The sequence below is a fragment of the Nostoc sp. ChiVER01 genome (assembly GCF_034531155.1).
In the GTDB taxonomy this organism is placed as follows: Bacteria; Cyanobacteriota; Cyanobacteriia; order Cyanobacteriales; family Nostocaceae; genus Nostoc.
In genome coordinates, this window is record NZ_JAVRBS010000005.1 from 230,869 (window position 1) to 255,789 (window position 24,921).

The following is a 24,921-nucleotide window of genomic DNA, read 5'->3' on the forward strand; positions in this document are numbered from 1 at the left end:
TATACAAGGGTGGAAATCTAATGATTCACAAGCCATTAGTCTCCGGCATCATTATCTTCTTAAATGGTGAGAAATTCATTCAGGAAGCGATCGAAAGCGTGTTTGCTCAGACTTATAAAAATTGGGAACTTTTGCTAGTAGATGACGGCTCAACCGACAGCAGCACTGCTATTGCTCTAGGTTTTGCCCAACAGTACCCTGGTAAAGTACGCTACCTGGAGCATGAAGGACACCAGAATTGTGGTATGAGTGCGGCGCGCAATCTAGGTATCAGCAATGCCAAAGGTGAATATATCGCCTTCGTAGATGCTGATGATGTCTGGTTGCCGCACAAACTAGAACAACAGGTGGCAATCTTAGACTTACAACCTGAGACAGGCATGGTTTATGGGTCTACTCAGTTTTGGTTTAGCTGGACAGGAAATCCAGAAGACCTTCAGCACGACAGTCTACGAAGAGTTGGCATTCCGTCCAATACGCTGATGCAACCGCCAGATTTGCTCGTTCTTGTCTTGCAAGACGAATTCCAGACACCAACACCAGGAATATGTAGTGTTCTCATCCGAAAGCAGGTAATCGAAGATATAGGTGGATTTGAGGACACATTCCGAGGTATGTATGAGGATCAAGCCTTTTTCGCCAAAATTTATCTCAAGTCACCCGTCTTCGTGCTAGGTGATTCCTACGACAGCAGATATCGGCAGCATCCAGATCAATGCTGCTCTGTTGCTACAAAAACAGGACAATGGCATGGCTCACAACCTAATCCAGCACGCCTGACTTACCTCAACTGGCTAGCAGATTATTTGTCTGTACAAGAAATTGAGAATACCGAAGTCTGGCAGGTTCTCCAACACGCGCTCTGGCCGTATCACCATCCTATCTTGTACCGCCTGTTAGAACTGAATCAATATTTGGCAATGCTGATACAAGAAGGATTCCAGTATATGCTGAGGCAGATGAAAGATTTATTGAAATTAATAGGACGGTGGATATTGCCCGTACCCACGCGTCATTGGTTACAGGCACAACGGCAGCGTAATAGTGTGATTAAGTAATGCTTGTTTAATTTTCCATGAGTAAGAAACATTCCTATCCTACTGCCATTACACCCGTTCCAGATGGAATGCCCCGCCCTCTGTGGTCGGTAATGATTCCTACCTTTAATTGTGCCAATTATTTGCGCCAGACATTGGCTAGCGTGTTAGCTCAAGATCCTGGAGCTGAAGTCATGCAGATTGAGGTGATTGATGATGGCTCTACTCAGGACGATCCAGCTACAGTTGTTGAAGAATTGGGACAAGGCCGTGTTGGTTTCTACCGACAGAAAGCAAACGTAGGCTATATCAGAAATTTTGCAACCTGCTTGCAGCGATCGCGTGGCAAATTGATTCATCTGCTACATGGAGATGATTATGTACGTGATGGCTTTTATCGCAAGCTGCAACAAGCTTTTGAGCAGAAACCAGAGATAGGCGCTGCCTTCTGTCGCAGCCTTTACATTGATGAGCAAGGACACTGGCAAAGCATTTCCCTCTTAGAGCTACCTGAAAGTGGCATTCTCAGTAATTGGTTGGAGCAAATTGCTGCTGGACAACGCCTAACCACGCCTTCAATTGTGGTACGACGCGATGTCTATGAAAAACTCGGCGGATTCAACCCTTGTTTTTCCTGTGCTGGTGAAGACTGGGAAATGTGGGTGAGAATTGCTGCCCATTACCCAGTCTGGTTTGAAGTCGAGCCACTAGCGGCATATCGCGTCAAGCGCTCTGGCTCTCTGACTGGAAATTCTGCGGCTACTGGTGAGTTAGTTCGAGATATGCGTATAGCAACTGAGATTATTGAATCCTACTTGAGCGCCTATTTGCCTAAACGCCACGCTCAGGAACTTTTAAATAAAGCAAGAAAGGAATATGCTCGCTGGGCCATTGAAATAGCACGGCAAATGTTGATTGGGGGTAACTTGAGTAGGGCGATCGCTCAGATTAAAGAAGCGTTTAAATGTAATTCCTCCTTGAGAATTATCTGTTCAGTTATAAAGTTTTTCTTACTGGAAGGAGGACGTTACAGTTGGCGGTATTTACGCAAGGGTATGCCATCTCGCCAAAAAAAGACATAGTTTTTTAGCATATTGTTATATCAAGTCTAGTAGATTGAAATGAAGAAGAATTCAGAAGTCAGAAGTCAGGAGTCAGAACAAGAAAGTGGGGGATTCAGACCCGCCACTACGAAAGTTGACCACCAAATCTATGATTTGGAGGGGGTGCAAAAACGCCGCTTATTCATCCACTTTTTCGTGACGCTCGTAGACTCGCTATCGCTGCGCTATCAGAATTCAATTCTGAATTCTGGCTCCTGACTCCTGAATTCTGTTTAATAACTTCGTCTCGCTTAAGGGAATTGGTTGTGGAAGTTAACGGCGCGTTGAGCAAATGAGTGAAGGTGATGCTTATGAAGCCCTTTAAGCCTTGGCAGGTTCTACACCTAGAACTGAGTCAAAAATTCTCCAAGTTACCCTTAATACCTGAGTTTGGGGGACTTTATGTGGTGTTTTGGTGGCAAGGCGTTCCTCTTGGTCATCAAGAGATATTAGCTGCCCAGTTACCAATGCCTGCTACGCAACTAGCTAATCTGGCTGTACAAACCATCGCTTTGGCAGTTGGCGATCGCCTTTTTAGCTCCAGTAGCAAAACATCTAAATTGTCTAAACTGGAAAACTTCCAGTTTCTTATGGCATTAAAGCAACCTCTCAAAGAACTCCAGGAAACTTGTTCGCAACCTGTAAGTGCTACTGTTTCTGTAGTCGTCTGTACGCGCAACCGACCAGAGGAGTTGGCAAGATGTTTGCGATCGCTGCAAAATTTATCCCGACCTCCCCAACAGATTATAGTTGTAGATAATGTTCCAAATTCGGATGCTACACATCAACTAGTTGCTCAATTCTCCGATATTCAATATGTCTTAGAACCACGTCCTGGGCTGAGTGTAGCCCGCAATACTGGCATTTCCCACAGTATCGGCGACATCATAGCCTTTACCGATGATGATGTCGTGGTTCATCCTAATTGGATTGCACGATTGCAACAAGGCTTTCAAAACCCAAAAGTCATGGTAGTCACCGGGTTAATGCTACCTGCGGAACTAGAAACAGAGGCACAATTAATTTTTCATAAAGGTGCTAATGGTCCAAGTTGGGGATACCGCACTGTTACCTTTGATCCTCAGTTCTTCACCGAGATGAAATCTCAAGGTGTCCCGGTTTGGCAAATTGGTGCTGGAGCTAACATGGCATTTCGACGTCAGGCTTTTGATCTGGTAGGGTACTTTGACGAACGTCTCGGAGCAGGGGCTTCTGGATGTAGCGAAGATTCCGAATTCTGGTACAGAATTCTTGCAGAAGGCTGGCTTTGTCGCTACGAACCAACGGCTGTGATTTATCATTACCATCGCCGAGACATCGATAGCTTAAAAGACCAAGCATATCAGTATATGCGGGGACATGTTGCAGCGCTTTTAGTGCAGTTTGCTAACTACAAACACTGGGGCAATATCCGCCGTCTTTTTTTAGTTTTGCCAATTTACTATTACCAGCGGTTTTTACAAGAACTTAAAACAGGCTTTCAATTCAGACACAGTTCCCTCCTCGCAGAAATTTCTGGATGTTTAGCAGGGGTGAAATTTTACATGGATAACCGTAAGGTTGCAGCTTTTCAAGCCCTCCCCAGTCAGCCAAAACATAACCACATAACAAAAAAAGTTAAGTTATAAATATAACCATGTCAAATTCTTATTTAACTTGGTTGTTTGAGTTTATTAATTCTACTTTTTATTCTCCAGTAGATGTGTTTAAGCAAGCTTTAAAATTTGCACTTAGATGCGGCAATCTGGAATTTGCAGATATCGCCATCACCTGGGCTTTTGTGCGCGGTAAATGGGTAGGCAAAGCTTGAATGCTCTGCATGGAAGTTCAAGAGCGGCAAGCTTTATTAGAATGTGCCAAATTAGCTAATGCAAAAAAATAAAAATATCGTTTATTAATTACCAATTCTAATTATGTTAACTTTATCATCCAAGCAAAATACAGCTGATAAGACACCTTTAGAAAAGTTTCTCGCACATAATCCTTTCCCCGAACCACTCACCCAAGGCTTTTTTTATCGGGAAAAAATGCGTGCTATTCATAACATTGCTCCCAACCAACCATTACAAATAATTCTCGAAATAGGTGGTGGACAAAGTGGCTTAAGTGCCTTGTTATATCCACAAGCACAAATTACCAACTTAGACTTAAATCCCGAGTATGCTCAAGCTCCCTGCAACCAACAAGAACGGGTATGCTTTGTCTGTGGAGATGCAACTGCTTTACCTTTTGAAAATAACTCCTTTGATGCGGTGACAATGTTCGACCTTTTAGAACACGTCCCAGATCATCAAAAGGCAATAACAGAGGCTTTGCGAGTGCTGCGACCAGGTGGTTTTATTTTGATTAGTACTCCCAATGAAAATTGGCGGTTTCCCTACTACAAATTTATGAAATCCATCTGTCCTAGTGAGGCAGAAATTATGGCAGAATGGGGTCATGTCCGGCGTAGCTATACTTTGACAGAACTTCAGGTTTTGATAAGTTTACCCTGTCAGGAGTATGCCACGTTTATCAATCCCCTCACAGTACTCGGTCATGATATTTCATTTTCACGGTTATCTCACCGTCAGCGTCAATTTTTGTGTAAGATGCTTAGTCCTCTGACATGGCTAAGTTATTACCTGCACCAGCCGCACTCAATGGGTACAGAAACCGCATCGGTTTGGCAAAAGCATGAATAATCAGTTACAATCGACAATCGCTTTGCTACACTGGGGCGATTTAATCGAAGACTTTTTGGACACCATCGGGGTTTCGTTTGAGGCTTTTTGTAACGAGATGACAGGTGGCTGGATGTTTGGTTACATCAGTGCTTTGAAACTAGCTGGTGTGGGGACGGTGCTGTTCTGTATTTCTGCTCGTGTTACTGAACCTATGCGCTATACCCACAAGGTTACAGGTGCAACTATTTGTGTGTTGCCTGCTCCCAAAATTTACCACGTTGCTCGGCATCATATACCCAATCCTTATGCTTGGAATCTCAACGAAGCAATTGGAGAAATTCATGGTATCCACCGCATCCTCTTAGCAATCCTCAAAGACATATCACCTTATCTGGCAACACCTCTAGTCGGACTGGCGCGGGAACTGCGGCACCAAGGTTGCCAAGCAATTCTCTGCCAAGAGTACGAATATGCTCGTTTTGATGTATGCGTACTCTTGGGAAAGTTAATCGGTTTGCCTGTATTTGCAACTTTCCAGGGAGGTGACTTTCAATTATCACGATGGGAACGTCCTTTGCGCCCTCTGACAGTGCGACTTTGTGCTGGTTTGATTGTGGCAACTCAAACCGAGGTGCAGCGAGTGCAGTCCTCCTACGGCATCCCGTCTGCAAAGCTAGCACGAATTTTCAACCCATTGGATGTCATAAATTGGCAGGCTATAGATCGTAGTGAAGCTAGAACGGCGTTGGATATCCCCCTTAATGCTCAGGTGGTAGTGTGTCACGGGCGTATTGATATACACCGCAAGGGTCTGGATATTCTCTTGGATGCTTGGAAGCAGGTATTGAGCGATCGCCCTGAAAGAGACTTGTGGTTGCTACTTGTAGGAACAGGCAGCGATGCCGCCAAGTTACATCAACTGATTGGCGAAATGCAACTACATAGGGTGCTGTGGGTAGATGAATATGTGCGCGATCGCACTGTAATTCAACGTTACCTGTCGGCTGCTGATGTTTATACTCTCCCCTCCAGACACGAAGGCTTTCCCGTAGCTCTTATCGAAGCTATGTCCTGTAGCTTACCTGTGGTAGCGACTGACGCGCCCGGAGTGCCTGATATCCTAGAGGGCGGTGAGGCATCGGGTGGGTTGGTAGTGCCGCGTGGCGATGCTATGGCACTGGCTTTAACTCTAGGTCGTATCTTAGACAACCAGGCTTGGGGGCGCGAACTAGGTAAGCTTGCCCGATGTCGGGTGGTGGAGTGCTTTTCTTTGGAGGCAATTGGTAAGCAATTGCGTGACTTTTTGTTCAGTTGATAATCTGTCTTACCTCTTAGAACTGAATCTGTAATTTTGTAAGTTTGTTACTCAGCAACGCGATTTGGTGAGATCAGCCAAAAAGGATGCGATCGCAGATGAGGACATTGAATCAGAGCAAAGCCAAGGTTAGAACTTTAACCTAAAAATTGAGTTAGTTGAGCTTGGTCAAACCCCAGAACAAGCCCAAAAGCTGGAAAAGGAAACTACTACCTTGAATTGGGTATAACCCGTATGCTCTATGCCTTCAAGTCACTTTTCTAGATTTTACAATATAAGTAAGACATAAAAATAACGCTTCAATTATATGAAAATACTCTCATCAGAACTAGTACATTTGGGATTTGGCAAATATGTGCGTTCTGACCAAGTGACAGCAGTTATACCAATAGAAGAGGAGCGGGGCCCAGGCCGACGAACCTTTGTTCACGTTCAAGGGCAAAACGATCCAATTATCGCCTCTCGTGCTGAAGATACCATCGTGCGTGATTTGGTACAGGAACCACGCGAAGTTACCCAAGCTCGTCAGCAGCAGGAAATTCTTCAAGATTTATTGGTTAATTTAGCTAATGTTAATTCAACTGTGCGGCGAATTAACCGTGATGAAGGCAGTTTGGATCTTGATTTGTTAGAACGACGAATTAAGCAAGTCCTGGAAAATTAATTGTAGAAATCAGCAAACTAAATAACGGAGAAAGATATTGCTGAATACCATTACAGACCAAGTTTCAGTATCAGATACACAAACAAGATCGCCAAGGTTGTGGATACCTGAACGGGTACTGTTTACACCTGCTGCCCTAGATGAGGATTGGGGGCAGCAGATTCTTAAACGTGTGCAGTCACTCAACTTACCAATAGAAGAACTATCACAGAACCGCCTGAAGGGACTGCGCGGTGAATCTGAGCGTGATACTTACAACATCGCCAAGCGTACCTTAGCGGTAGTTACTGCACCACCCAGTTCTTTTAAATTGAGTCCCATCCCACCTTCTGCGGATTGGCAGTTTCACCTTGCCGAAGGTTGTCCAGCTCACTGTCAATACTGCTACCTAGCGGGTAGTTTGTCGGGGCCACCTGTCATCCGCGCTTTTGCCAACTTACCGCAGATATTAGAGAACTTAGCGAACTACGAGCAACAGGGTAAAAACACAAGTTTTGAAGTTAGCTGTTATACAGATCCATTGGGTATTGAGCATTTAACTGGAAGTCTTGCCGAATGTATCCGTTACTTTGGCACTCGTACCAATGCACATCTACGTTGGGTATCAAAGTTTGATGCTGTGGATGGATTACTCGATTTACCGCACAATGGGAATACTCGCTGTCGGATGAGTGTTAATGCAGCACCGATTTCTGGGAAGTTTGAAGGTGGCACGGCATCCGTAGCATCTAGACTGAATGCGTTACGACGGTTGGCGCTACCACAAGAGCGTGGCGGTGGCGGTTATCCAATAGGTTTGGTGATTGCGCCAATTATGCCGATAGATGATTGGCAGATGCACTATAGTCGTTTGTTTGACCAGATAAACAAGGCACTAGATTTTGATTGTAACCTTACCTTTGAGTTAATCTCCCATCGGTTTACACCTGGGTCAAAAGAAGTGTTACAAACTTGGTATCCGCAATCAAAATTAGAGATGGATGAGGCAAAACGCAGTGTCAAGCGTAATAAGTTTGGCGGGACGAAATACGTTTATGAGAAAGACACAATGAAGGCGTTGCGTAGCTTTTTTGAGAGTGAGATTAGTAGGCGCTTTCCAAATGCTGAAGTTCTTTATTGGACTTAGAAGAATACTTCGCTTAAATACAGTTTGAACTCTTAACCTACTCATTTGAGGGGCTGCCAGATCCCCGACTTTTCAAGAGCAGCCCCTCCCGTAGTAAAGCTACGGTGTACACACAAGTCTCTTGACCTGCACCTTTGTTGCATCGACCTGTAACTTTGTTGCATCAACCTGCACCTTTGTTGCATCAACCTGCACCTTTGTTGCATCGACCTGCACCTTTGTTGCATCGACCTGCACCTTTGTTGCATCGACCTGCACCTTTGTTGCATCGACCTGCAAAGATTAACCTACCCTATGTTAGGCAGTAACTTTAAAAGATTTGTGTGTACACAGTAGACATCTCCGAAAATGAATTGTTTTGACGTTGCAATGCAATGAATGTAGAGACGTTGCAATGCAACGTCTTTACAAGGGTTTCAGGTAACGCATAATTAATTTCACCAGATGTCTAGTAGCCCACCAAAAGCGGGATAATTTGGGCAGATTACAGGCGGCGTTATACATTAATAAGTGTATCTGCAATACCGGACTTGTTCTGGCTTAGTCTCAATAGCAAAGGTTTGGAGATGTTTACTTTATCAGAAACTTCTATCCTGGCGGCAATCCTACTGGTAGCTTTAGGCATTTTAGGCTGGGGCTTTTATCGCGCCAGACCTTTTGGTAAACTGGGAATCTTAGCCTGGTTACAGTCGGTGGTGTTGATGACTCCCTGGCTCCTGTTTTTTGGATTGTTTGCCGCAGGGATTTACATCAATATAGCGGGTATATTGTTCTTAGTGGTGACATCTGCCGGATTGTACATCTACTTGGGCAGACAGTTACGCCAAGCTGGGCAAGATGCCATCCTCAAGCAACGCGCCACAGAAAGACTCGCTGCGGCTTCTTCACTTGAAGCAAATTCCCCACAACCAAAAGTAGCAGAACTGAAACCGGAGATCCCACCGATACCAGAAGAAGACTTGAATGCAGTTAAAGGTATCTTTGGTATCGATACGTTTTTTGCTACAGAAACGATCGCTTACCAAGATGGAGCCATTTTCAAAGGCAATTTGCGGGGAGAACCAGAAGAGACTCACAATCGTCTAACTGCAAGTTTACGGCAACGCCTTGGCGATCAATATCGCCTGTTTTTAGTGGAAAATACAGACGGCAAACCAGTGGTAATCGTTCTACCGAGTCGCAATGATCCCCGGCCGATTAGCTTATCGCAAAAAGCTTTTGCAGGTATTCTGTTGATAGCGACCATTGCCACAAGTTTAGAAGCTGCGGGATTACTGCTGAATTTTGATTTCTTTGACAATCCACGGCGGTTTCAAGAAGCTTTGCCCATAGGCGCTGGGATATTTGCGATTTTAGTAGCTCACGAAATCGGTCATTGGTTACTTGCCGGGCGTCATCAAATCCGCCTTAGCTGGCCTTTCTTTCTACCGGCTGTGCAAATTGGTTCCTTTGGTACAATTACCCGCTTTGAATCTCTGTTGCCCAACCGCAAGGTATTATTTGATATCGCCTTGGCAGGGCCAGCCGCAGGTGGTATTGTTTCTTTGTTAATGCTGGTGACGGGCTTGGTGCTTTCTGGCCCGGGTAGTTTATTTCAATTGCCAAATCAGTTTTTCCAAGGGTCAATTTTGGTGGGAAGCTTGGCGCGAGTTGTCCTCGGTTCGGCGTTGCAATCATCCCTAGTAAGTGTTCATCCCTTAGTGATAATTGGTTGGCTGGGGTTAGTAATTAACGCTTTGAACTTAATGCCCGCCGGACAACTTGATGGTGGACGCATTGTTCAGGCGATTTATGGACGCAAAACCGCAGGACGAGCAACAGTAGCAACTTTAATTTTACTAGCGCTAGTGTCTCTCGGTAATACTCTAGCCATGTACTGGGCGATCGTGATTTTCTTCTTGCAACGGGATCAAGAACGCCCCAGTTTGAATGAAATCACTGAACCCGATGATGCTAGAGCCGCTTTAGGGCTTTTGGCTCTATTCTTGATGATTACTACGCTTCTACCCTTAACTCCCGGCTTGGCTGGGCGTTTGGGAATAGGATAGAGAGACGCGATTAATCGCGTCTGTACAAGAGTTGGAAGAATTCTGCCCATCTCCCCACTCCTCACTCCCCACATTTCTACGGTTTCCAACCTGCTAGTAAATTCGGGTAAGCCGTTGGTGTGGGGAAAATTTTCTGGAAGGCAGTTTGACGCTCTTGGGGCTTTTCTTTGCTCATGTTCCAGAGGGTTTCATAGAAAAAGAAAGAGACTCCAGCGAAATTGCGATCGCGTACTTTTTGCACTTGTGTCTGAATCTGCTGCATTGGCACAGATCGATTTTTTAACCCAGCCAAAATGCCTATACTCACAGGAATATGGCTCTTGGCTGCTTTCACTTCTGGATATTCTAATTCGCTGATAAAAACATTCAAGTCATCACGATATATCTGCAAAACTAAGTCTTCAATAATTCCCATCCGTTCCCACTTCTGCCAGTCTGCTAAAGAGAAGTCATAGGAAAAACGTTGAGGATTAGGAGCAACGGAAACTAGGCAATTTTTTTTAGTAGCTTTAATAGCTGTAAATACCCGTTTCATAAACTCGGTGATTTTATTAGCTCTCCAACTCACCCATTCTGGATCTTGAGGGTTTTTCGAGGGAGCTTTACCACCGTGTTCTTTTTTGTAAAGTGCCACTGTATAGGCATCGTAACCTAATTCTGATGGTAAGCCAAAATGGTCATCAACTTGAATACCATCGATATTATAGTTTCTAACAATTTCAACGATTAAATCTTGAATAAACTGTTGTACTTCTGGGCGAAAGGGATTTAGCCAAACGCGATTATATATGCCGTCTTTGACAATCCGAGTTCCATCACTGCGACTGGTGAGCCATTGGGGACGATTTTTAGCTAATAGAGAATCTGCTGGTGCCATGAAGCCAAATTCAAACCAGGGAATTACTGTTAAGCCTTTTTGATGTCCCACATCGACAATTTCTTTAAGAATATCTCGCCCTTTTAATCCGGGTGTGGGATCGAGCGATCGCCCAATAACTTTGGCTGCAACTTTGCTAGGATACAATGTATATCCCCAATTCCAAACCGCCGGATATATGGTGTTAAAATTGAGTTCATCAAGGCGTTGCAAAGATCCCTTGAGGCGATCGCGCTCAAATAACACATCACTATCAATATTTGTTAACCACACTCCCCTTAACTCAGATTTTGGCGTTGGCGGCAGATTAATTTGAGCGTTTAAGGGGAACGATAGCATCACCGTAGCAACTACACTCAAGCTAGCTATAACGGCAAAAAAAAGAGACTTTCTGCTTTGGCGAATATTCCACCAAGAATGAAACTCAACACACCACTTGACAAACCTTTTCATCATTTAGTTACAAACATAATCAAATTATGAGCAATCAGCATGAATAGCGATCGTTTCGATTGTAAGCGCTAAAACAATCGCTATTCATAGAGAGGTTTCTTATTTGGCGCTAGCTATAATATCATTCCAGGCTTTGACTGATGCTTGTAAATTCTTTGGTAGGTTATTTCGAGAAATATCGTTATACTGAACCGTACCTTTTTGGCTGGTAAGAGTATAAGTGATAAAATCAGCAGCACCACTGGGGGCTGGGTAACTCAGATTCTTGAATTTACTAAATTGAAAACGTTCTAGCGATCGCACAAATTGTTGCACCTGTTGCACAGAAACGCGGCGAACACTACGCTCAGAATCATTTGCATCACCAATCCGCACCCGAATCAATTGTCCATCTTTGAGTAAAACAGTCTCGTAAGTTCTACCAGCAAAACCACCACTGGAAATTTGCCGAAATACTATATGTCCAGCTAATGGTGGTGGTAACTCGCTGGCTGGAATTCGTACCGGGGTTAGTGGACTTGAGCTAGCCTTTTCATTTAGCCTGAGTGTGGAACCTGTTTGATTGGTATGATAAACCAAGGTTTGTTCATCTTTGCCTACAACCACTCGCCAACCTGGTACCAAAGCTTCGGTACAGAATTCATCAGCGTTAGCTAATTCTAAACAGCCATTTTTCCAAGTTTGCTGTTGAAATTCAATGATTCTTAGCTGAGAAATTGGCTGTTGCAAACGTTTGGAGGCGGCTTGCAAAACAGCATTTTTTACAGATGTGGGTAATTTATTTTGTAGATTGTTTGCTAAAGCTAAAGGTAGCGATCGCTTATTGTTACGGTCTAAATCTTGCAGGGCTGCGTTAGCTACTGGACGTGGCAAATGGTTTAGTTTAATATTGTCTTTGAAAATTTCATTGCTTGTTTCTAGCGATAACTTTGCAGTAGCGCCTGTAGCACTTTTGATAAATGTTAAACTGCTAGGAACAAACAAAATTCCAGTCAAAATCAAAACAGTGAAAATTCGCACTTGATTGGGGTTAAAGTAGTCTTTCAAGATTAATTTCATAATAAGATTTAGTAAAGAGTTATAGAACTCATAAATAGTATCCAGCCAATAATATATAATAGAGTATACAATTCTAAAACTTCACAAGTTGGAATTAATTTAGTACCTGTTTTCTAAAACAGATATAAAGACAGACGCTGATGTAATGATTGTTTGTTCCTTATAACGATTCTCATTTGAATTAGGGACACAGCATTTGCGTGTCTCTACGATCTGATAAAATATGTTGCCCGACAGCGTGTAATACCAATTCTCCAAAAGGAGGCAACAGATATAAATCACGAAAGTCTTACTGCATCTAAGTTTCTTAATTGCGTACAGCCCTGCGGGCATGAAAACAGCCAAGCGGGGCGTTAGCGTTCGCGTAGCGTCTCGTAGAGAGGAACGAGCATCATTGCGTTAGCGTAGCGGGGCATTCGCTTTTAGCGTCTCCAAGAGTTGCCCATTGCGAATTGGTATAATAGCTTTTGCCTCACCTTCGTAAGCGAGAGTTCAATAAAAGTAATTTTAGATAAAGAATGCTATAGAACCGTAGTGGAGATTTTGCTCGACTCAAACTTAACGGATACAAGATTTTGCAAGTAATCTCAGGCAATATTAAGCGCTAATCGCTTGTTGTTCAGCTTCAACGAACTGATTTTGAGGTACATCAAATCTAATAGTACTAGCTGCCCAGTCTTTTAAATCGGGTGCTAGCCAAACTAGCTTACGCAGAATTTCATCATTGATCCACAACACCAACGGAAACTGGAACTCTTTCCGAAACTGATTTCGCATAATATTGGTACTGATGATTAGTTGGTTAATTTCTATTACAGATTCTAAACCCCGTACCATCAAAGCTTCGGGTTGAGTAGCACCAATCGCAGTTGTAATAGCTGTATACAATGTGTTAGTTGCAGGTGAAAGCAGGATTTCGTGGATATCTGTTGATGAAAATTCTGTTAACACATTCAGCACTTGCTGCTGCCTTTCAATACTGTTACAACAAGCTAATATCAGTGAGAACTCCCCACCTGAAACCATTATTGACCTTGCCAGCCTTTTAGTGGCTGCTGTGCTGTTAGCTGTGCCGTTTTCCGAATTACTTAAGCTGATCATAAAAAAAATCCTACTTTGAATTTTAAAAATATCTGACCAATATTCAGTTATTTTACCCTGTGTACTTTTATTCAAAAGTGTTAAACCAGTAATTTCCCTAAGGTTTTTGTCTAATATCAATTATAATACTACGTATTATTTTCTAAGGATATAGGATATTCTGTATTATCCCACACTTAATAATTAAAGGATAATGTAAAGGTAGTACTAAAATCATGTAAGTAAAAGATAATGCAAGCATAAAGAAGCAATTGGCAAATTAAAATTGTAATTATCACTGTATTCATAGATTTTGGCATCTTCCGATAGTTAAGTAATTATATTTTAATATAAAGTTAAAAAACTGCTCAGTATAAGCTTAACAATAAACATTGGGAAGTGGGAAAAAGTTAACTAGCAACTGGTTTACTGTCGCTTATAGTAAGCTTTTTCCGTTGCTAAACCATTTCGGGGCGGGTGTAGAGTGGGAAGTAGCGAAATGGGAGCAGCCCAAAATGCGAAAATCTTCCTCTGTAAAGATTAACTCATCCGTTTGATAGAACTGTAAATTGAAGATGTCGCTTCGTTAGTCAGAGGGCACGGAATTGTTAGCTTTCTAAAATCAGTTCAGAACTAAAAAAAGTCAAGGGCAAAACCATGTAAACACTTAATTTTTTTGTAAACTAATCAGGAGTGCCACATCATGCAATTCAAAGACCGGAGGTTTGCAGGTCAAGTTTTGGCTAAGAAGTTAGCCGCTTATACTAACCGCCCAGATGTTTTGGTATTAGGGCTACCAAGGGGTGGTGTGCCTGTTGCCTTTGAAATTGCCAAAGCATTAAATGCTCCAATAGATGTTTTGGTGGTACGTAAATTGGGTGTGCCCGCTCAAGAAGAACTAGCTATGGGAGCGATCGCTTCTGGTGGAGTGCGGATAGTCAATGAATATATAATCAGCTTGGTGAAGATATCCGATGAAGTAATTGCTAGGGTGGCAGTGCAAGAAGAACGGGAGTTAGAGCGGCGAGAACGGCTTTATCGTTCAAATCGCCCCTTGCCGAATTTACAAGGACACACGATTATTTTAGTAGATGATGGTTTAGCCACGGGTTCAACTATGTGGGCTGCTGTCGTGGCTGTGCGAAAGCAGCAACCCGCTCAGATTGTGATTGCTGTACCTGTCGGCGCACCCGAAACTTGTCATGAGTTAGAAGCTAAGGTAGATAAAATTGTTTGTATCTTGACACCTAGCCCTTTCCAAAGCGTTGGTCTTTGGTACGAAAACTTTCCCCAAACTACGGATGAAGAAGTCTGCGATTTACTCGCAAAAGCGCCAGGAGGTACTTCTTGCTGGGGAGAGAACCCCATCCATACATATTAGACCTCTTGGCAAAAGTGCTTTTTGCACTCTTGGGGAAAAGGGTTCATGTTAAAGGGGAAAAGGACGATACAGAAGTTTTTCCCCTTCCCCCCGCCCCTTATCCCCAGAGGGGGCCCCACCTTCCCCTTTTCCCGACTTATGCAAGAAGTCTATTGAGGAATTCTTCGAGAGTGAGCAACTAAAGAGTTGCTGTAGTCATCGCCATGAGTTTAGTATCATTCCCAATCTGCTACAATTTCTATCTTTTATATTTTCTGCTGAGATAAATCCATTAAATTTGCCAGCTTGTAAACTACCCGCGCTCCGACATTACCATCCCACTCACCATCACCGACTTCGCAGATATCAAAACCAATAATTTTTCTTCCACTATTGACTAATTCCCGGAATAGGCAAAATGTTTGCTCTAATTCCAACCCACCTGGAACAGGAGTACCTGTACTTGGACAAAGTTTGGGATCTAGACCATCTGCATCAAAGCTAATGTAAACAAACTCAGGTAAATGACTGATAATTTCTCGGCATAAATCAATCCAAGTTGTTCCAGAGTAAAGCTTTTGTTTAATGGCTGGGTCGTAATATGCAATAATGCGACTATCAGATTGGTCAATCATTTGCACTTCATCATGACTAATATCGCGCAAAGCTACCTGCACTAGCTTGGAAATTTGCGGTATTTTCATCGCATTAAACATAATAGATGCATGAGAAAACTCAAATCCCTCATACGCATCACGTAAATCTGCGTGGGCATCAAGGTGCAAAATGCCATAGTTTGTGTACTTAGCTGCTAATGCTTGGAAATAACCTAACGGCGAACTGTGATCCCCACCAATGACTGCAACTCGCTTACCATTATTAATTGCTTGCTGGCAATTTTCAAACAGCCATTGATTTACCTGTTGACAAACTTGATTAATTTCTCTGAGGACAGGTGTTAAATCTGGTGTATCTGAGAGTTGTTTACCTTGGGCTAATCGTTCAATAATTTTTGCTGCCAAGGCGCGGTAATATGTATTCTTCTCTAAAATATCTTGGGGAATTTCCACCATGAAAATTCCCTGCTTCCAACCATCAGGGTTATCAAAATCGAACAAATCTAGTTGAGTCGAAGCATCGAGAATTCGTTGTGGACCATTAACAGTGCCTGCGCCATAAGAAACAGTGACTTCCCACGGCACACCAAAGACAATCAGGTTTGCAGACTCATAATCGCAGGGCAAACCCAAGAGGTTGCCATTTACTTCACCGATGCCGCTAGGATTGTAGTCTTGTAGTTGATTACTCATCGATTATCTTCTGGATTTACGTGGATAGACAGCACGCCGCCTAGTGGACATCTGCATTGTAATAAAAATTTTTCCCAGACGGTAAACTACAGCGCCTTTATTACTTGGTCGTAATTGCGGCGATACACTTGTTGGGTGTACTCCTGCCATTCTTTGTCTGATGAGTGGGGCGATCGCTTTAATGTTGCCTGTTGCACGTATGCCATCAAAGGGCGACGAAGACACTCATATTTCTCAAAGGCTTTGGCTATAGCTTGGAGATCATCCCAGTTATTCTCCTCAGCAATTTTAGTGATGAGCGTTGTAACTACTAATGCATCTTCAAATCCTTGATTAGCTCCTTGAGCCATGAAGGGAGGCATTCCATGTGCTGCATCGCCAACTAATACGATTCGCCCCATACTCCAGGCTGGTGGAATTTTGGCAGGATCAGCTTCAGTATTAAGGTCAATTGGGTTAGAAACTTGTAGAGAATCCGAAATAGTAGCACGGTGAATGTAGTATGGACGCTGCTGCATCTTGTCAAAAGGAGATATACGCACTAATTGCTTGAGCGCATCAGGAAAACCTGCTTTCTCCAATTCCTGCAAAGCTAAGTCAATTAAAGAACTTCCAGACTTTCCTTGCAATGAGTCTAAAGGCAAAGCAAGATGTATTATGTACCCAAGTTCACCCGTTGGTCTGCGAAATAATATTATCCTGATGTTATTTATACAAACAGAGTTTTCAGATATTTCATCATTAGTGATTGTTACAAGTGGTGAGTTTTGAAAGAAATCTTCTTCTAGTTTCGTGCATAGTTCCTTTTGTACTTCAGATATTTCTCTACAAAATATAGCTGCAAACCCAGAGTATTCAGGTTGGGCAAAATCATGATATTGAGTATCTGTGTAAAGCAGCCTACGAACTGTAGAATTAATCCCGTCTGCTGCAACAACTAATTTAGCTCTAATCGATTTTGTTTCTAATTCTTGGGAGGTAATATCTGAGTTTTGGAGCTGTATATCATTATTTTTCTGCCCCTCTGCCCAATACGCGTAGGGGTTGGTTTCTATTCGTGTGTCACCTACACAATCTATGCGGATACAACCTTTTTCCGGCTCATTCACAACATTAATACAACGGTGATTAGCTTTAACTCGGTCTTCTGAAATTAGCTGTCTGAGGGTTGTCTGCAAATTATACCAAGAAATTGACACTCGACCCTCGCCATATTCTTTAAACCAGTCATCAAAACTAAGTGAAATTGAATTAATTATCTTCCCCTGTAAATTTTTATAAATCCATTGAGGTGAAACCTTTGCAGGTTGTTGCTTTTGAACAGATTCGACAGTTTCGTGGTCATTCGACTGCTTGGGATTCAATAAGCGAAGTCCAGTTTTTTTGACTTCTTCGTAAGCATTAGGATCTAAGTATTTGAGAGCTTGTAATCCATTGGGGAGAAGATCCACTGTTTGTCCAACTTGACGAAAGGCGCGAGTTTGATCGATGACAAGGACATTTTCAATACCACGTTTACGTAAGCCAATAGCAGTTGCTAACCCAACAGGCCCAGCGCCAACTACTACAACATCGTAGATTTCTTGAGGATTAGAAGAGGAGATAACAGACGCGGCTAAGGTATCAGCTTTAGTTGATGTGTTTGTATGTGTATGAGGACTTGATTTAGTTTCTAGCATCTTTTTTATATACAATAATCTTGGATAGAAGCTGGGCCATATGGAAACCTATAACCCTTAATTTACATAGGATCAGACAACAATATTAAAATCAAATACAAAAAGTTAGATATTTTGCCGTGTTGAATGCGATCGCAGTCTGTCTAGATGAGTGTCAAAAATAATTTCATTTTTTTGGCAATGGTCTTGAAGCACGTTAAACTCTTAAGAAGTTAAACTACTAAAAAATTCAAGTTAAGGATGGATTTATATGCGCTTACCAATTGCAATTACTGCCATTTTAGTCGCGTCTCTAGGTTTGAGTACACCTGTAATATCTCAACCTCCTATACAGGTAGCTCAAAAACCAGCGTCTAATAGTTTCGCTTTAGAACAATTTAAGACTAATTCTCGATTATGGAGAAATAAAAGAATCTATAACTATCGCTATGAATTTACTAGAAGTTGCTTCTGTTTCCCCAAAGCCACAGAACCAGTGATTATTGAAGTGCGTAATGGAGTCACCACTTCCATTACTTATAAATATAGTAAAAATCCAGTAGATACAGGGTTATTTGAAAAATACAATACAATTCCTAAACTCTTTAATATCATTAGAAATGCGTTCATTCAAAGAGCAGACAATTTGACTGTACAATATAACCCGACACTTGGCTATCCTACTCAAATTAACATTGATTATGATAAGCAAAAAACTGATGATGAAATATTCATTACAATTAGTAATCTGCAACAAATCAAGTAAATATAGCTAACGAAAACATTCATATAATAGTAATAGAAAATTATTGATTTGTCGAAAAAGGCTAGTTCAGCCATTTTCTATCTAAAAGTTGGGGCAGCAAAATCAAAAATATTGAAATATAACAACCTGCCCCTTAATTTAACTAGTTTTCCATCAGCAAATATTTAGGGGGGTTGCTTTTGTTATTTTGTAGAAGTAATATCAGGTTCATTGGTATCAACTTAAGTTCAAACTTTTAATCCACCTCTCAATCCCTCCGTGGTTGCGGGGAATTCGGGGCCCCCTCTGGGGATTAGGGGCAAGGAGACATGTCATTAACAAACAGAGTTATGAAATTTTCTTAGTGGGGATTTATTGGATTGTCAAAAACAGTGTCATCGCTTTATGTATGAACCCTAATAAAGTACTTCAAAATTGCTAATTGTAGTAAATACTCCAGCATCGGCAGCTAGATTACCGATATTAATTTGGGTTGGATAACCAAGTTGTGGGTTGTACACTACAGTTAACTCGGATTCTCCACTATTAATTGTATTCCGAATCAAAGTAAAGAGTTTAGAAGTTGTACTATATTGTTGTAATAGCTTTGGATCTACTCGCTTACCAGTTTGAGCATTCGTGATAGATTTTGTGATGCCGTTACGTACTTCAATGATTACTGGCCCTCTAAAATCGGGAAGACAAAAACAATTATTGCTAAGTGTATAGCGATAGTTGTTAATTTTTTTCTGGTTCCACAATTGGCGATTAATTCTTAGCTGTGTTAAGTTCGAGTTATTAATCTCTGCTTTTGCTCCATTCGTAGGAGGCACAGACATTACTGGAGCGTTCAAACTCAAAAATGCTACTAAGATTGCACCAATAGCAATAGGTAAGCGCATATCAATCCTTTGTTGATTAACGTTGAGTTATAGTTTCAGTGTGACTAAATAGGATTCCAGAGAGTTGAAATCACTTTTATTTGACACAGTTTATTTATATAGAGAATCCCCAAGCGCTCGTAACAGCAGGAATATTCTCTACTACAAACTGAAAAAATCCCATAAAACCATACAATACTATTCACCTCAAATTTTGTGTTTTATGCAAAAAACAAATAATTAACTTAGAAGCCAGGATCAGGTAAACTCCAAAACCTTAGACTAGATAAAACTTTCAGGAAATTAAATGTTCATTTATATAGTAATGATAATCATTTTAAGGCATAAGTGAGAGACGGATACAGCCGAAGATAAGCTAATTTATATTTTGTGAAAAGAATTAATTTATTTTATCATTACATCAAATTTTACAATTATCTAGTAAGAATAGCTATACCCATATAGTAATTGCTCTAGTAAGAGCAACTACTTATAAAATGCTGTTAGAAATTGAAATTCTATGAGAAAAATTATCGTTGGGGTGATGGGGCCTGGAAAAAATGCGACAGTAAATGATTTACAAAATGCTTATACACTAGGTCAACTTATTGCCAAACAAGGATGGATTTTACTCACAGGTGGTAGAAATGTAGGTGTAATGGATGCAGTAAGTAAAGGTGCAAAATCTGCTGAGGGTTTAACTATTGGTATTCTTCCTAGCGATAATCAAGATAGTATTTCTTCTTCAGTAGATATTGCTATTTTCACAGACATGGGAAATGCTAGAAATAATATTAATGTTCTCACTAGTGATGTGGTAATTGCCTGCGGTATGGGTGCAGGAACTGCTTCAGAAGTCGCCTTAGCTTTGAAAGGAAATAAGCAAGTAATTTTGTTGACTAATGATGAAGAAAGTAAGATTTTCTTTAAAAAGCTATCAACAGAGAATGTTTATATTGTGGAGAGTGTGGAGCAGGCGATCGCTAGTGCCAAAACAATCTTATACTAATTCGTAATTTGTAATGTTTAAGTCCAGTTAGTTATAGCTAATTGAATTGTTGTTCTAGAGCGCATACGGCTTGCTCACCAGACCAAAAAAGGCCATGCACAGTAGCTGAATTGGTTGGATGTTAACCCTCGCCAGCAAAGTATACTCTTTCTGTGCCGACCACCAACGCGATCGCTAGCTTCCAATACCGTAACATTGTATCCCTTAGTTTTTAATAGCCGTGCAGCACTTAACCTCTCTGTAACACCCTGCACAAACGCACTTCTGCCTTCTGAATGACAGTTTTACTAAACAGATATAAATCATGAAAGTCTTACTGCATCTAAGTTTCTTAATTGCGAATGGGCGAAAAAGCGAATTGGTATAACTGGCGACCAGTCTTTTATCATTGGTAGACTTTGTTTTTATCTCCCGACAAAATGACCGAACCGGGAATATTATGCGCTGTTATAACTTGCATCATACTATGTGGTCTATTTATTTAAAGATTTAATGTATAAATGACTGAAAATTATATTTTTTTTGCTAAGATTTCTTCTTTATGTAATATTTCAAAAAATTTACACGAAAATAGGCCTAAACATATTCAAACTTTAAGTTAATCAGTGTAAGCTAAGTAGGTAGACATAAATAAACCTAACTATGTAACTAAATACAAAAAGCTTTAAGCTCTTGTCATTGCTTGGCTTTGTTGCGTACCCTTATCTACGAGAGGCTGCGCCAACGGGAACGCCAGGGGCGAACGCGAGGACACATAAGTTATAAATTTTCTTACCCACTTAATGTAAATATGTTTCTCGCAAAACCATTTTAACCACTCGCACTAATTCCGTTCTAGGAGGTGTAATAAATTTAATGTACTTGTTTAAATAGGTGTTTAAAGAGACTAAACATGACTGTAAAAAGATTGAGTTTAGTAGCTTCTAAACAAGCCAAGCAATATTGTTGAAGTGAGATTTTTATTGACTAGTAAAATCTCAAGAAATCATGATGTACTTTATAGTTTTTCTCGCCTTTTGACTGTAGCCTGCCCAAAGCCAGCTTTTTAATCTTAAAGGCTACGGGCTGTAGACTGAAGCATAACCTACTCAATTGATTTTAATACCTTGCTTGGCAAAGGTGTAGATGCTTTACTTCAAAATTATTTTTCAACCTTTTGCTAAAAGCATGAATCTTGTCGCGTCCGAAGACACCTCAAGGGTTGATGCTTTGCGAACATTAGGGCTTGGTTAGGCAAACATCTAGCTAAAAAACATAGCATTCACATTAGTAATTGTTAAATCAAAATACCTTTTGATCAAAAAAACTCTTTTCTTCTAGGAAGTTTAGAGTTTCTTCGCACAATAAAAAAGTATCAACGAATACTTATTGTTAATTTTTTCAATTTAGACCAATAGCTAAATTTCGTCTTGGAGGTTAGAAAATGCCACCCGTGCTTTCTAGGGAAGATGTAGGCGAAAGGCTCTTGTACACCTTGGGTGCAAAGCTTTCAGACAAAGAATTACAAAACTTCTTGGCAACAATGGAAATTGTGGAGCCACCACTAGCAAAGCAGTTCTGGCAATCTGCACAGACGAATCCTGGTATCTATATTATCCTTACAGGTAAAGTCCGACTGTTAGATAGCTCTGAGAATTTAATTACTACCTTTGGTGCATGGTCTGTTTTCGGTGAATTGACTCTTTTTCCTGAAGCTGACTTTAATCCTTATGTAGTCAGAGCTTCGACAAACTTAAAGCTTGGCTATTTTAAGCAAGATGCATTGCAAACATTGATAGATAAGTATCCTAATATTCGCGATCGCCTTTTTGCCCGTGCAGAACTTTGGGATTTACTATTGTTATGTCGCCAAACCTCACAATTACCGTGCCATACTTCACTTGTACCAGGGATGCTCAAAGCTTTATCTCTCTTTGAGCGACAGCATTTAGAAACTGGTCTAACTACGCAAGTATCGCAAGATTCTGAGTTATGGCTATTGTACAGAGGCCAACTGCGGCATTCTGAAGGTCATTTTTTGACACCAGGCAGAATCTTTGCCCAACCAAAACAAGGTAATTGGCAGGCAACTCAACCAACAATTGCTTACATTCTGAAAAAGGACTATTGGCAAACAGCACTAGAATACTTGCCGGAGTTAGGGAATTGGGGACTAGGGAGTGGGGAGTCGGGAGAGACGCGATTAATCCCGTCTGTAGTAAAAAGTAGGGAAAAAACTTCCCAATCTCCAAAATCCAAAATCATTCCTTTTCCCCAACAAGATCAGCAGTCACAACAACCAAAAAAAGCACGTTTTTACTTTCCCAGTCCACAGGTGCAAGTGGGGCATTGGTGGAGACGCCTGACTAAGAGCTATCCCTTCTATGCACAACAAAGCGCTGCCGATTGTGGCTCTGCTTGCTTGGTGATGATTGGTAACTATTGGGGCAAGCATTTTAGTATCAATCGCCTGCGGGATATGACCAACGTCAACCGCAGTGGTGCATCTCTAAAGGCTATGGCAGCAGCAGCAGAAAACTTGGGTTTTGCCACCCGTCCGGTGAAAGCCACTCTTGATAAATTAGCAGAACAACCTTTACCTGCAATTGTCCACTGGGAAGGCAACCACTTCATCGTTGTCTATGAAATCACTCCTAAGCGGGTGATTGTATGCGATCCGGCTCTTGGTCAACGCAGCCTGACAAAAGCTGGATTTCAAGCAGGTTGGAGTGGTTATGCATTGTTACTGGAACCTACAGCTTTATTACAAAATACTAAAAACGAAAGTACAAGCTTCTGGAAATTTTTTGAGTTAATCAAACCTCACTATCGGACACTATTAGAAATCTTTATAGCTTCGGTATTAATCCAATTATTTGGACTGATAACACCAGTATTCACTCAGTTGTTGCTCGATAGAGTACTTGTGCAACGTAGCGTTACAACCCTAAACGCTATTGGTTTGGGGATGATTATTTTTGGGTTATTTGGTGTGGCTGTCAACGCTGTACGGCAATATCTTCTATTTCATACTGCTAACCGCGTTAGTATCGCCTTACTCGTAGGTTTTATCAAACATACCTTCCGCTTGCCTCTTTCTTATTTTGAGTCGCGTTTTGTTGGGGATATAGTCTCACGTATCCAAGAAAACCAAAAGATTCAGCAATTCCTCACCGGTCAAACACTCTCCATCTTGTTGGATATGCTGACATTGGTGGTTTATTTGGCCTTGATGTTCTCTTATAGCTGGCGGATGTCATTATTCGTGCTATGTACTATACCACCATTTTTTATCTTGGCGCTGGCTAGCACAAGTATTTTGCGCCGCATCTCCAGAGAAGTTTTTAATGCAGGCGCTAAAGAGCAAAGCTATCTTATAGAATCCCTAAATGGAATTCGTACCGTCCGCTCATTGTCAATTGAACAGACTGTGCGCTGGCGTTGGGAGGAACTACTGAATGATTTGGTCAAAAAAGGCTTTAATGCTCAAATAATTGGAAATCATCTGCAAATTATTAGTGGCGTTATCCAAACTTTTGTAAATACTGCATTGCTATGGTATGGAGCAACCCAGGTAATTAATGGCGAACTAACGATTGGACAATTAGTTGCTTTCAATATGTTGGTGGGTAACGTCTTGAGTCCTTTCCAGAGGCTATCTATGCTGTGGAATCAATTGCAAGAAATCGTGATTTCCACCGAACGCATAAATGATGTGTTGGAAGCGGAACCAGAAGAAAACTTAGCAACTAAACCCCGGAAGGCGTTGGGTAAGCTGCGCGGTCACATTAACTTTCATAATGTCACCTTTCGCTATCACTCAGAAAGTGAGACTAACGTCTTAGAAAATCTTAACTTTGAAATCCAGCCGGAACAGATGGTTGCAGTGGTGGGGCGCAGTGGTTCTGGAAAAACAACTCTAAGTAAATTGATTTTGGGTTTATATCCACCAACAGATGGCAAAGTACTCATTGATGGTCGTGACATCACTAGTATTTCGTTGCGATCGCTCCGTTCTCAAATCGGCGTTGTAGATCAAGATACCTTTCTCTTTGGTGGGACTATTCGGGAAAACATTGCGATCGCTCATCCAAATGCCTCTTTAGAAGAAATTATCCAAGCAGCAAAATACGCCGGAGCCGATGAATTTATTCAAAAACTACCGATGGGTTACGAATCCGAAATTGGTGAAGGCGGCGGTATGCTTTCTGGTGGACAACGCCAACGCCTAGCGATCGCTCGTGCTTTGCTCGGAAATCCTCGGTTATTACTGTTTGATGAAGCCACCAGCCACCTAGATTCTGAATCAGAACGAATTATTCAAAACAACCTCAAAACAATTCTTCAAGGACGCACAAGTGTAATCATTGCCCATCGCCTCTCTACAGTCCGCAACGCTGATTTGATTCTAGTTTTAGATCAAGGTGTTTTGGTAGAAAGCGGTACTCACGACGAGTTAATCGCTAAAAAAGGTCATTATTACTATCTGAATCAACAACAACTGACTCAAGTCAGTTGAGATGGAATATTGGGCATTGGGAAAGACTTGTT

General features: G+C 41.5%; 22 protein-coding genes. 15 read left to right on the top strand and 7 right to left on the bottom strand.

The annotated features are described in order from the left end of the window. Window positions 1-20: 20 nt before the first annotated feature. From RMY00_RS09520 to RMY00_RS09570, 11 genes are all read left to right on the top strand, one after another. On the top strand, window positions 21-1,058 hold the full coding sequence (locus tag RMY00_RS09520) for a glycosyltransferase family A protein (protein ID WP_322647298.1): 1,038 nt from the start codon (window positions 21-23) through the stop codon (window positions 1,056-1,058). Window positions 1,059-1,075: 17 nt separating this feature from the next. Then, complete coding sequence (locus RMY00_RS09525; protein ID WP_322647299.1) at window positions 1,076-2,119, top strand: glycosyltransferase family 2 protein; 1,044 nt, start codon at window positions 1,076-1,078, stop codon at window positions 2,117-2,119. A gap of 39 nt (window positions 2,120-2,158) precedes the next feature. Then, window positions 2,159-2,359 (top strand): hypothetical protein, encoded by a 201-nt coding sequence (locus tag RMY00_RS09530; protein WP_322647300.1) that lies wholly within the window; start codon window positions 2,159-2,161, stop codon window positions 2,357-2,359. 92 nt (window positions 2,360-2,451) lie between these two features. After that, the gene (locus RMY00_RS09535; protein WP_322647301.1) at window positions 2,452-3,768 is read left to right on the top strand and encodes a glycosyltransferase family 2 protein; all 1,317 of its coding nucleotides are present in this window, start codon (window positions 2,452-2,454) and stop codon (window positions 3,766-3,768) included. A gap of 8 nt (window positions 3,769-3,776) precedes the next feature. Then, the gene (locus RMY00_RS09540) at window positions 3,777-3,950 is read left to right on the top strand and encodes a hypothetical protein (RefSeq protein ID WP_322647302.1); all 174 of its coding nucleotides are present in this window, start codon (window positions 3,777-3,779) and stop codon (window positions 3,948-3,950) included. Window positions 3,951-4,053: 103 nt separating this feature from the next. Continuing rightward, the gene (locus RMY00_RS09545; RefSeq protein WP_322647303.1) at window positions 4,054-4,824 is read left to right on the top strand and encodes a class I SAM-dependent methyltransferase; all 771 of its coding nucleotides are present in this window, start codon (window positions 4,054-4,056) and stop codon (window positions 4,822-4,824) included. Further along, the gene (locus tag RMY00_RS09550; RefSeq protein WP_322647304.1) at window positions 4,817-6,121 is read left to right on the top strand and encodes a glycosyltransferase family 4 protein; all 1,305 of its coding nucleotides are present in this window, start codon (window positions 4,817-4,819) and stop codon (window positions 6,119-6,121) included. Before RMY00_RS09545 ends, RMY00_RS09550 begins: the two co-directional genes overlap by 8 nt. Before the next feature lie 307 nt (window positions 6,122-6,428). Then, window positions 6,429-6,785, top strand: a complete 357-nt coding sequence (locus RMY00_RS09555; protein WP_104900334.1) for a hypothetical protein — start codon at window positions 6,429-6,431, stop codon at window positions 6,783-6,785. Window positions 6,786-6,888: 103 nt separating this feature from the next. Then, entirely contained in the window at window positions 6,889-7,911 is a 1,023-nt protein-coding gene (locus RMY00_RS09560; protein ID WP_322647386.1) for a spore photoproduct lyase family protein, read from the top strand. A gap of 134 nt (window positions 7,912-8,045) precedes the next feature. After that, window positions 8,046-8,219, top strand: a complete 174-nt coding sequence (locus RMY00_RS09565) for a hypothetical protein (protein ID WP_322647305.1) — start codon at window positions 8,046-8,048, stop codon at window positions 8,217-8,219. 258 nt (window positions 8,220-8,477) lie between these two features. Further along, a complete protein-coding gene (locus tag RMY00_RS09570; protein WP_322647306.1) occupies window positions 8,478-9,959 on the top strand; it encodes a site-2 protease family protein in 1,482 nt (493 codons plus the stop codon). A gap of 76 nt (window positions 9,960-10,035) precedes the next feature. Here the strand turns inward: RMY00_RS09570 and RMY00_RS09575 are convergent, their stop codons facing one another. The 3 genes from RMY00_RS09575 to RMY00_RS09585 form a co-directional block, all read right to left on the bottom strand. Continuing rightward, window positions 10,036-11,289, bottom strand: coding sequence for a glycoside hydrolase family 10 protein (locus tag RMY00_RS09575; protein WP_322647387.1), 1,254 nt, complete (start codon window positions 11,287-11,289; stop codon window positions 10,036-10,038). Between the two features lie 99 nt (window positions 11,290-11,388). Continuing rightward, the gene (locus tag RMY00_RS09580; protein WP_322647307.1) at window positions 11,389-12,348 is read right to left on the bottom strand and encodes a hypothetical protein; all 960 of its coding nucleotides are present in this window, start codon (window positions 12,346-12,348) and stop codon (window positions 11,389-11,391) included. Window positions 12,349-12,945: 597 nt separating this feature from the next. Further along, window positions 12,946-13,449 carry a hypothetical protein gene (locus RMY00_RS09585; protein ID WP_322647308.1) on the bottom strand — a complete coding sequence of 168 codons (504 nt, stop codon included), beginning with the start codon at window positions 13,447-13,449 and terminating at the stop codon, window positions 12,946-12,948. 682 nt (window positions 13,450-14,131) lie between these two features. Between RMY00_RS09585 and RMY00_RS09590 the strand changes: the two genes are divergently transcribed. After that, the gene (locus RMY00_RS09590) at window positions 14,132-14,809 is read left to right on the top strand and encodes a phosphoribosyltransferase (RefSeq protein ID WP_322647309.1); all 678 of its coding nucleotides are present in this window, start codon (window positions 14,132-14,134) and stop codon (window positions 14,807-14,809) included. A gap of 245 nt (window positions 14,810-15,054) precedes the next feature. Here RMY00_RS09590 and speB read toward each other — a convergent pair whose 3' ends face one another. Next, window positions 15,055-16,098: an agmatinase SpeB gene (speB, locus tag RMY00_RS09595; protein WP_322647310.1), complete on the bottom strand. Its 1,044-nt coding sequence runs from the start codon at window positions 16,096-16,098 to the stop codon at window positions 15,055-15,057. 86 nt (window positions 16,099-16,184) lie between these two features. Continuing rightward, complete coding sequence (locus RMY00_RS09600; RefSeq protein ID WP_322647311.1) at window positions 16,185-17,777, bottom strand: NAD(P)/FAD-dependent oxidoreductase; 1,593 nt, start codon at window positions 17,775-17,777, stop codon at window positions 16,185-16,187. Window positions 17,778-18,027: 250 nt separating this feature from the next. Between RMY00_RS09600 and RMY00_RS09605 the strand changes: the two genes are divergently transcribed. After that, window positions 18,028-18,522 carry a DUF6174 domain-containing protein gene (locus RMY00_RS09605; protein ID WP_322647312.1) on the top strand — a complete coding sequence of 165 codons (495 nt, stop codon included), beginning with the start codon at window positions 18,028-18,030 and terminating at the stop codon, window positions 18,520-18,522. Window positions 18,523-18,917: 395 nt separating this feature from the next. On the opposite strand, the gene RMY00_RS09610 is transcribed toward RMY00_RS09605, so the two are convergent. Continuing rightward, complete coding sequence (locus tag RMY00_RS09610; RefSeq protein ID WP_322647313.1) at window positions 18,918-19,403, bottom strand: DUF6174 domain-containing protein; 486 nt, start codon at window positions 19,401-19,403, stop codon at window positions 18,918-18,920. Window positions 19,404-19,902: 499 nt separating this feature from the next. On the opposite strand from RMY00_RS09610, the gene RMY00_RS09615 reads away from it, so the two are divergent. Next, window positions 19,903-20,391, top strand: a complete 489-nt coding sequence (locus RMY00_RS09615) for a TIGR00725 family protein (RefSeq protein ID WP_322647314.1) — start codon at window positions 19,903-19,905, stop codon at window positions 20,389-20,391. Window positions 20,392-20,465: 74 nt separating this feature from the next. Here RMY00_RS09615 and RMY00_RS36125 read toward each other — a convergent pair whose 3' ends face one another. Next, the gene (locus RMY00_RS36125) at window positions 20,466-20,645 is read right to left on the bottom strand and encodes an FAD-dependent oxidoreductase (RefSeq protein WP_416212055.1); all 180 of its coding nucleotides are present in this window, start codon (window positions 20,643-20,645) and stop codon (window positions 20,466-20,468) included. A gap of 1,169 nt (window positions 20,646-21,814) precedes the next feature. Here RMY00_RS36125 and RMY00_RS09620 point away from each other — a divergent pair. After that, window positions 21,815-24,889, top strand: coding sequence for a peptidase domain-containing ABC transporter (locus RMY00_RS09620; protein WP_322647315.1), 3,075 nt, complete (start codon window positions 21,815-21,817; stop codon window positions 24,887-24,889). Window positions 24,890-24,921: the final 32 nt, after the last annotated feature.

What these genes read in the sequence shown, in the direction of transcription:
- RMY00_RS09590 (WP_322647309.1), top strand. Translation starts at nt 14,132, where the DNA reads ATGCAATTCAAAGACCGGAGGTTTGCAGGTCAAGTTTTGGCTAAGAAG.
- RMY00_RS09520 (WP_322647298.1), top strand. Translation starts at nt 21, where the DNA reads ATGATTCACAAGCCATTAGTCTCCGGCATCATTATCTTCTTAAATGGT.
- RMY00_RS09610 (WP_322647313.1), bottom strand. Translation starts at nt 19,403, where the DNA reads ATGCGCTTACCTATTGCTATTGGTGCAATCTTAGTAGCATTTTTGAGT.
- RMY00_RS09535 (WP_322647301.1), top strand. Translation starts at nt 2,452, where the DNA reads ATGAAGCCCTTTAAGCCTTGGCAGGTTCTACACCTAGAACTGAGTCAA.
- RMY00_RS09570 (WP_322647306.1), top strand. Translation starts at nt 8,478, where the DNA reads ATGTTTACTTTATCAGAAACTTCTATCCTGGCGGCAATCCTACTGGTA.
- RMY00_RS09575 (WP_322647387.1), bottom strand. Translation starts at nt 11,289, where the DNA reads ATGAAAAGGTTTGTCAAGTGGTGTGTTGAGTTTCATTCTTGGTGGAAT.
- speB (WP_322647310.1), bottom strand. Translation starts at nt 16,098, where the DNA reads ATGAGTAATCAACTACAAGACTACAATCCTAGCGGCATCGGTGAAGTA.
- RMY00_RS09580 (WP_322647307.1), bottom strand. Translation starts at nt 12,348, where the DNA reads ATGAAATTAATCTTGAAAGACTACTTTAACCCCAATCAAGTGCGAATT.
- RMY00_RS09555 (WP_104900334.1), top strand. Translation starts at nt 6,429, where the DNA reads ATGAAAATACTCTCATCAGAACTAGTACATTTGGGATTTGGCAAATAT.
- RMY00_RS09620 (WP_322647315.1), top strand. Translation starts at nt 21,815, where the DNA reads ATGCCACCCGTGCTTTCTAGGGAAGATGTAGGCGAAAGGCTCTTGTAC.
- RMY00_RS09550 (WP_322647304.1), top strand. Translation starts at nt 4,817, where the DNA reads ATGAATAATCAGTTACAATCGACAATCGCTTTGCTACACTGGGGCGAT.
- RMY00_RS09605 (WP_322647312.1), top strand. Translation starts at nt 18,028, where the DNA reads ATGCGCTTACCAATTGCAATTACTGCCATTTTAGTCGCGTCTCTAGGT.
- RMY00_RS09540 (WP_322647302.1), top strand. Translation starts at nt 3,777, where the DNA reads ATGTCAAATTCTTATTTAACTTGGTTGTTTGAGTTTATTAATTCTACT.
- RMY00_RS09615 (WP_322647314.1), top strand. Translation starts at nt 19,903, where the DNA reads ATGAGAAAAATTATCGTTGGGGTGATGGGGCCTGGAAAAAATGCGACA.
- RMY00_RS09585 (WP_322647308.1), bottom strand. Translation starts at nt 13,449, where the DNA reads ATGATCAGCTTAAGTAATTCGGAAAACGGCACAGCTAACAGCACAGCA.
- RMY00_RS09525 (WP_322647299.1), top strand. Translation starts at nt 1,076, where the DNA reads ATGAGTAAGAAACATTCCTATCCTACTGCCATTACACCCGTTCCAGAT.
- RMY00_RS09530 (WP_322647300.1), top strand. Translation starts at nt 2,159, where the DNA reads ATGAAGAAGAATTCAGAAGTCAGAAGTCAGGAGTCAGAACAAGAAAGT.
- RMY00_RS09545 (WP_322647303.1), top strand. Translation starts at nt 4,054, where the DNA reads ATGTTAACTTTATCATCCAAGCAAAATACAGCTGATAAGACACCTTTA.
- RMY00_RS09600 (WP_322647311.1), bottom strand. Translation starts at nt 17,777, where the DNA reads ATGCTAGAAACTAAATCAAGTCCTCATACACATACAAACACATCAACT.